Raw genomic sequence first — 6,283 nt, forward strand, 5'->3', positions numbered from 1 at the left:
ATTTTTTCATAACCTTTTTTTATTAATAAAAGTTTTTCAATAATTTTTTGTTCACTATTTAAAAACTAAAACGCTCAATCTCCATGAGTTTAGGGCTTCAATCGTTTTTCACGTATACTACGCGTAAACTCTTTTTGGATTGCATTTGTGAAAATTATTTTTGCTGGCACCCCCGAATTTGCTGCAACAGCATTGGCGGCTTTATTAAAAACTTCCCATGAAATTATCGCGGTTTATACTCAGCCAGATCGTAAATCGGGTCGTGGACAAAAACTAACGCCTTCTCCTGTAAAACAGCTTGCACTTGAACATAATATTCCTGTCTATCAACCGCTTCATTTCAAAGCTTCAACTGAAGAAGGTTTAGCAGCTCAACAAGAACTGGCCGCTTTAGGCGCTGATGTCATGGTAGTTGCTGCCTATGGTTTAATCCTTCCACAAACTGTGCTCGATACACCGAAATATGGCTGTTTAAATATTCACGGCTCACTATTACCACGCTGGCGCGGTGCAGCACCAATTCAGCGTGCAATTGCAACGGGTGATGAGGAAACCGGAATCACTATCATGCAAATGGCAGCTGGTTTAGATACAGGCGATATGATGTATAAAACTTATTGCCCAATCACTAACGAAGATACATCAGCGACTTTACACGACAAACTAGCCGCTCAAGGTGCAACGGCAATTTGTGCGGTACTCGAGTCGGAAGAAACACTACAAAAATATTTAGCAGAACGCGAAGTTCAAGACGAAAGCTTAACGGTCTATGCACATAAATTAGTGAAATCAGAAGCTCGTATTGACTGGTCAACTGAAGCTGTGCAAATTGACCGAAATATCCGTGCATTTAATCCTTGGCCCGTCGCGTTTGTTCAACTTGATGAAAATAATGCTCTGCGTGTCTGGAACTCAACAATTTCTAGTCAAAGCAAAGCAAATGCTCAAGCTGGTGAAATTATTGCAATCGATAAACAAGGCGTACACGTTGCTTGTGGTCAAGATTCATTTATTTGTTTGACTAGCGTGCAATGGCCGGGTGGCAAAGCATTAAACGCTCAACAAATTGCACAAACTCAAAAACTTCACGTAGGACAAATTTTGCCATGAGTCAGGTTACCTCAAACTCCTCACGTTTTAACCTGCGTGCTCAAGTCGTCCAGACATTATTAAAAGTCCAGCAAGGTCAATCGCTCGCGAGTATTTTAAATACACAGCTCAATCAAGTTGCAGAGCGCGATCGTGCTTTATTTCATGAGCTCGTTTTAGGTACATTGCGCCAATGGTTTGCACTTAAATCAATTAGCTTACCTTTGCTGAGCAAACCTTTAAACAATGAGACAGTAGAAACCTGCCTATACGTTGGTCTTTATCAAGTTTTATGCACGCGTATTGCAGCGCACGCTGCCATCTCGGAAACAGTAGATGCGACTAAACAACTTGGGTTCCCTGCACTCAGTGGTATTGTAAATGCTATTTTGCGCCGAGCTACTCGTGAAACTGATGAGTTCGAGCAAGGTTTACAACAAGCACATGGCTTACCAAGTTGGCTTTTCAAACGATTAAAAAAGGATTGGGGTGAACAAACTGAAGCTCTCTGCCAATCATTAAAACAAGTTGCGCCTTTAACCTTACGAGTGAACCAACGACATATTGGCCGTGATGCTTATTTAGCAAAATTACAGAGTTTAGAAATTCAGGCACGTGCATGTACTTTGTCTGAAGCAGGTATTGTTCTTGAGCAATCTGTACAAATCACTCAGTTACCTGGTTTTGAACAGGGCTGGTTCTCGGTACAGGATGAACATGCGCAACTATGTGCAAACTTATTGCCTGATTTAAACAATAAAACAGTTATTGATGCATGTGCTGCCCCCGGGGGTAAAACAGCTCATTTACTCGAAAAGTTTAAACCTGCTCAGCTTATTGCCATTGATCAGGACCCGAGTCGTTTAGTCCGTGTGACTGAGAACTTAAACCGACTACAGCTAGACCAAAGCCATACAGAAATCTTGGCAGCCGATGCAACCCAATGGATGCCTGCACAGCCAGTAGATTGTATTGTGCTTGACGCGCCTTGTTCTGCAACAGGTGTAATTCGTCGTCATCCTGACATACGCCTATTGCGCCAATCTAGCGATATAGCGCAAACCATTGAACTACAAAAGCAAATTTTGGACCATATGTGGCAACAGCTCAAAGTTGGCGGCACATTGCTCTATATCACCTGTTCAATTTTAAAAGCTGAAAATGAACAACAGATGATCGACTTCTTTACAGAGCATACTGATGCAAAAGAAGTGAAAATCGAAGCAGCTTGGGGAATTGAACAAACCCATGGCAGACAATTATTGCCACAAGCGCAGTCTGGTGATGGATTTTATTATTGTAAAATTCAGAAAATTGCATAAAAAAAGCAGGCTTAAAGCCTGCTTTTTTACTCGATCAGTATCAAAGTGTGTGCTGATCTTTTACTTCTTCTAAAACGTCATCTAACTCTTCAGGATGCTTCGATAAATGGATAATGGATAAAACCAAACCACCCCATAAAAACACCATCGAAATTACCATCATCACGATTGCTGAAGTATTCATTATTCTATCCTCCTAGCGATCTTTCATTTTGCTTAAAACGATTGCAACGACTGCACAGAAAATCACACTACCCCAGCCGAATACACCTTGTAAGCTCATACTATAAGTATCATAGCCATTTTTGATCAAATTAAATACAGTCATACTGAGTGTAGTTAACAAGATTAATGATGTAATGACTGTTAAAGTGAAATCCCATCCCTTACCTAATTGAATAGTTGAGATGCGATTCACGTGATCACGAAGTTCCTTCAATGCAGAACGCTTAAACCAAGCCACGGTAATAATAGAAAGTAAAGCACCACCAATAATACCGATGTTATTGATAAAGTGGTCAACGATATCAACTAACTTAATTGCGTTTACACTTGAGAATAAAATAATTGATACAAGCGCACTACCACCACCAATAATGGTTACAGCTTTTTTACGACCCCATTTCAATTTATCCTGCATTGCTGCAATAGGTACTTCCAAAATACTTACCATCGAAGAAATACCTGCGACGAAAAGCGAAGAGAAGAATAAGAAACCAAATAAATCAGCACCTGTACCTAAACTTGAAATAATTTTAGGGAAGGCAATAAATGCTAATCCAATCCCGCCACTCACCACATCTTTAACTTCTGTACCTGCCGCATGTGCCATAAAGCCAAGCGCAGCAAAAATACCAATACCAGCTAAAATTTCTGTTGATGCATTTGCAAAACCAACGATTAAACCAGAACCTGTTAAATTCGTTTTTGGTTTCAAATAAGATGCATAAGTCACCATGATCCCGAAACCAACAGATAGTGAGAAGAAAGTATGGCCATAAGCTGCTAACCAAACTTTATAATCCATCATTGCTGACCAGTTCGGCGTAAAGAAAGCGTTTAAGCCTTGAACTGCGCCTGGTAAACGTAATGATTGAATCACTAAAATAGTGAAGAGAATGAATAATAATGGCATGAAAATCTTATTTGATAATTCCACACCTTTTTTCACGCCACCATAAAGAATGATTAGAGTAAGTGCCCAAATCCCAACAATCGGCCAGAATAAATGACCTACAAACTGTAAATCAAAACCGGTTGCTTTTGTGGTTTGCAAATAGGTATTAAAGAAGAAACCTTCCGGATCGCTTCCCCACATTTGACCAATAGAGAAGTAAACATAACTACCAGCCCAGGTGAGTACACTTGCATAATACAAACCAATGATGATACAGACACAAACCTGCCACCAACCTAATGTTTCTCCGCCTTTAAATAGGGCGCGATAAGCTTTAGGAGGGGAATTAGTACTACGATGACCTACCGCATAATCTAAAAATAGTAACGGTAAACCAGCAGTAATGAGTGCCAATAGATAGGGAATAAGAAACGCTCCTCCACCATTTTCATAAGCAACGTATGGAAAGCGCCAGATATTACCTAAGCCTACAGCCGAACCAACGGCTGCAATAATAAAACCAGATCGTGACGTCCAGTTTTCACGAGAATCTGTCATAGAACACCTAATGTTAAAAGATTACTTATTTTTACTGCTATTGTTGATTGTTATTCCGCATGCAAAAAAAGAACCAAAAAATACTTTTGTGTTTGTAGAAAATAAAACGAACCTTTTGAGTATTTTTATTCCCTTAACAAACAAGCAAAAATAGAAAATTCTTCCTTAAAGATTTTTGTCCATTTTTTGCCCCTATATAGCTGAACAATACCTGTTTTTATTTCTTTTTACTGTAATTTCCGTCAGAAATTTTACGAATTTTATTAGTTTTTTTCACAATTGGTTATTTTTCAGCTTATATTTACGTTCTACTACTTGTAGCTCAACTTTATTGTTCAATGACATTTTCTTCCAACCCTTAAAAACGCTTCCTTAATTACTCTACTTATCCACTAATTTATTCATAATTCTCTGATTTTCAAATTAGACTTAATACCCTCATATAACTAAATGACAAAATTTATACTAAAATTTTTAGCTAATCAGAATCTTCTAAATTAAGCATCTAATAATAATTATTTGAAATAAATAAACTTTTTCTATGTATAAAAATTTATTCCTATTATATGTACCAGATCTTTATTTTTTATCAATGCATCTGTAGCAAGATGTCTATATCATGCGCACAAAGATTTCTTTTATGCGGATGTAAAAATGAAAATATTAAAAATATCTTTATTAACGCTCGGGATGGGCTTAAGTGGCTTTGCTCAAGCAGACTTTGTAGGAGTAAAAGGAGACGTAGGTTACTGGTTTTATGACGGTAAAGCGAATATGTCTTCTCAATCAGCTGAAGATCAAGATTTAGATCAAAAAGGCAGTGCTCAAATCTCATTAGCAGTAGAACACCCAATTCCATTTATCCCAAATGCAAAAATTCGCTACGTAAATTTAGATACGGAAACTAAATCGGAAACTTTAGGTCGAGCCAACTATAAAGTTGATTTAGATCATAGCGATTTTATCCTTTACTATGAATTACTAGATAATATCGTCAGTGTGGATGCTGGTCTTGGTGCAACAGTATTAAATGGTGATATTACTGCTTATACAGGTAAGCGCGTGGATATTGATAAAACTTATCCTATCGCTTATTTGTCGGGAGAAGTAAAACTTCCATTTACAGGCTTAAGTGCTAAAGGTGAAGCAACCTATACAAACTTTGATGAAGCACGAATTACTGACGCATTAGCAGAAGTGAAGTATAAATTTGCAGATAACCTTCTCATTGATCTTGGTTTAACAGCAGGTTATCGCGTACTTAATATCGATTTAGATGACTATGATAATAATGATCTTAAATTTGAGTTCAAAGGTCCCTATATAGGCTTGGAAGCACACTTCTAAATCAGATATTCAGATATAAAAAAGAACTCTATATGAGTTCTTTTTTATTTAAATCATATCTAAATAACCTGAATATTCTCGAATCCTTTGACACCATGCTTGAATATTTGGATATAACGTTAAATCAAAGCCACCTTCTTCAGCGACATGCGTATACGCATATAAGGCAATATCAGCAATAGTTAATTCATTTCCAACAAGATAGTCATGCTCTACTAAAGCTTTATCCATAATTGATAATGCTTTATGGCCTTTGGGCTGTAAATTATAATATTCCTCTATTCTTTCTGCTGGTAAGCCTAAATATTTATTAATAAAACGAGCAACTGCAATAAATGGTTCATGGCTATACTGCTCAAAGAACATCCACTGATACATTTTTGCTTTAATAAAAGGATCTGTAGGAATAAATTTTGTTCCTTCAGCGACATAACCTAAAATAGCATTTGATTCACTCAGAACACGACCATCATCCAGCACTAATACAGGTATTTTCCCATTAGGATTTAAGGATAAAAAATCTGCTGTTTGAGTGTCCTTTTTTAAAATATCAACGTGAATCCACCTATGATTAATATTTAATAAGGAAAGTAATAATTTAACCTTATAACAGTTACCCGAACCCAAATCACCATAAACTACCATAGGTGCTTTTCCTTATTATTTATATTCAAAGGATTAAATTTCTTAATATTTATAACACAGCTCGTCCTTAGTATTTTTAAAATCTTCTAGGCATAAAAAAACACCCCCACTAATTGTGGGGGTGTTTAGAATAATGAGCTGGCGATGACTTACTCTCACATGGGTAACCCCACACTACCATCAGCGCTAAGAGGTTTCACTTCTG

General features: G+C 37.2%; 6 protein-coding genes. 3 read left to right on the forward strand and 3 right to left on the reverse strand.

What is annotated here, in order from left to right:
- Window positions 1-147: 147 nt before the first annotated feature.
- Both fmt and rsmB read left to right on the forward strand, forming a co-directional pair.
- On the forward strand, window positions 148-1,110 hold the full coding sequence (gene fmt / locus KTI78_RS09470; RefSeq protein ID WP_262445905.1) for a methionyl-tRNA formyltransferase: 963 nt from the start codon (window positions 148-150) through the stop codon (window positions 1,108-1,110).
- On the forward strand, window positions 1,107-2,411 hold the full coding sequence (gene rsmB / locus KTI78_RS09475; RefSeq protein ID WP_262445907.1) for a 16S rRNA (cytosine(967)-C(5))-methyltransferase RsmB: 1,305 nt from the start codon (window positions 1,107-1,109) through the stop codon (window positions 2,409-2,411). Before fmt ends, rsmB begins: the two co-directional genes overlap by 4 nt.
- 40 nt (window positions 2,412-2,451) lie before the next feature.
- On the opposite strand, the gene KTI78_RS09480 is transcribed toward rsmB, so the two are convergent.
- Together KTI78_RS09480 and KTI78_RS09485 are read right to left on the reverse strand one after the other, a co-directional pair.
- Entirely contained in the window at window positions 2,452-2,595 is a 144-nt protein-coding gene (locus KTI78_RS09480; RefSeq protein ID WP_016142648.1) for a methionine/alanine import family NSS transporter small subunit, read from the reverse strand.
- Window positions 2,596-2,607: 12 nt separating this feature from the next.
- Window positions 2,608-4,086, reverse strand: a complete 1,479-nt coding sequence (locus KTI78_RS09485) for a sodium-dependent transporter (protein WP_016142647.1) — start codon at window positions 4,084-4,086, stop codon at window positions 2,608-2,610.
- Window positions 4,087-4,740: 654 nt separating this feature from the next.
- Between KTI78_RS09485 and KTI78_RS09490 the strand changes: the two genes are divergently transcribed.
- A complete protein-coding gene (locus KTI78_RS09490; protein WP_262445909.1) occupies window positions 4,741-5,433 on the forward strand; it encodes a TIGR04219 family outer membrane beta-barrel protein in 693 nt (230 codons plus the stop codon).
- A gap of 48 nt (window positions 5,434-5,481) precedes the next feature.
- Here KTI78_RS09490 and KTI78_RS09495 read toward each other — a convergent pair whose 3' ends face one another.
- Window positions 5,482-6,078: a glutathione S-transferase family protein gene (locus KTI78_RS09495; protein WP_262445911.1), complete on the reverse strand. Its 597-nt coding sequence runs from the start codon at window positions 6,076-6,078 to the stop codon at window positions 5,482-5,484.
- Window positions 6,079-6,283 lie beyond the last annotated feature (205 nt).

Source organism: Acinetobacter sp. WU_MDCI_Abxe161 (genome assembly GCF_025514355.1).
GTDB classification, from domain to species: domain Bacteria; phylum Pseudomonadota; class Gammaproteobacteria; order Pseudomonadales; family Moraxellaceae; genus Acinetobacter; species Acinetobacter pittii_E.